The 408-nt window shown below is 49.3% G+C and carries 1 protein-coding gene; it reads right to left on the bottom strand.

Going from position 1 to position 408, the window contains the following annotated elements; genetic code table 11:
• Positions 1–408, bottom strand: a 408-nt coding sequence (locus D7Y13_RS44030; protein WP_341870486.1) for an amino acid--tRNA ligase-related protein, incomplete at both ends; no start/stop codon positions are given.

The raw sequence follows: 408 nt of genomic DNA, 5'->3' as shown, positions 1-408 counted from the left end.
ATCTATGCCTATGCCCAAACCAGCCGTTGGGGGCATGCCATATTCAAGGGCACGGAGAAAGTCCTCATCCAATACCATGGCTTCATCGTCACCACGTTTACCCAAAACCAGCTGATCTTCAAAGCGTTGACGTTGGTCTATTGGGTCGTTGAGCTCCGAGAAGGAGTTGCAGATTTCTTTACCGTTGCAGATCGCTTCAAAACGCTCTACCAAGTGAGGTCTGTCTTCGTGGCGCTTGGCCAAAGGAGACATCTCTACAGGATAATCGGTGATGAACGTTGGCTGGATCAATAAAGGTTCGCACTTGGCACCAAAAATCTCATCGATGAGTTTGCCTTTGCCCATAGAAGGGTCTATGCCTATGCCCAGTTTTGTACAGGTCTCGCGGAGCTGTTCCTCGTTGTATTC

Origin of the sequence: Corallococcus praedator, from assembly GCF_003612125.1 — a bacterium.
GTDB lineage: Bacteria > Myxococcota > Myxococcia > Myxococcales > Myxococcaceae > Corallococcus > Corallococcus praedator.
Note: the sequence above shows the minus strand (reverse complement) of the source record. Positions and strands in the feature narration are given on the sequence as shown.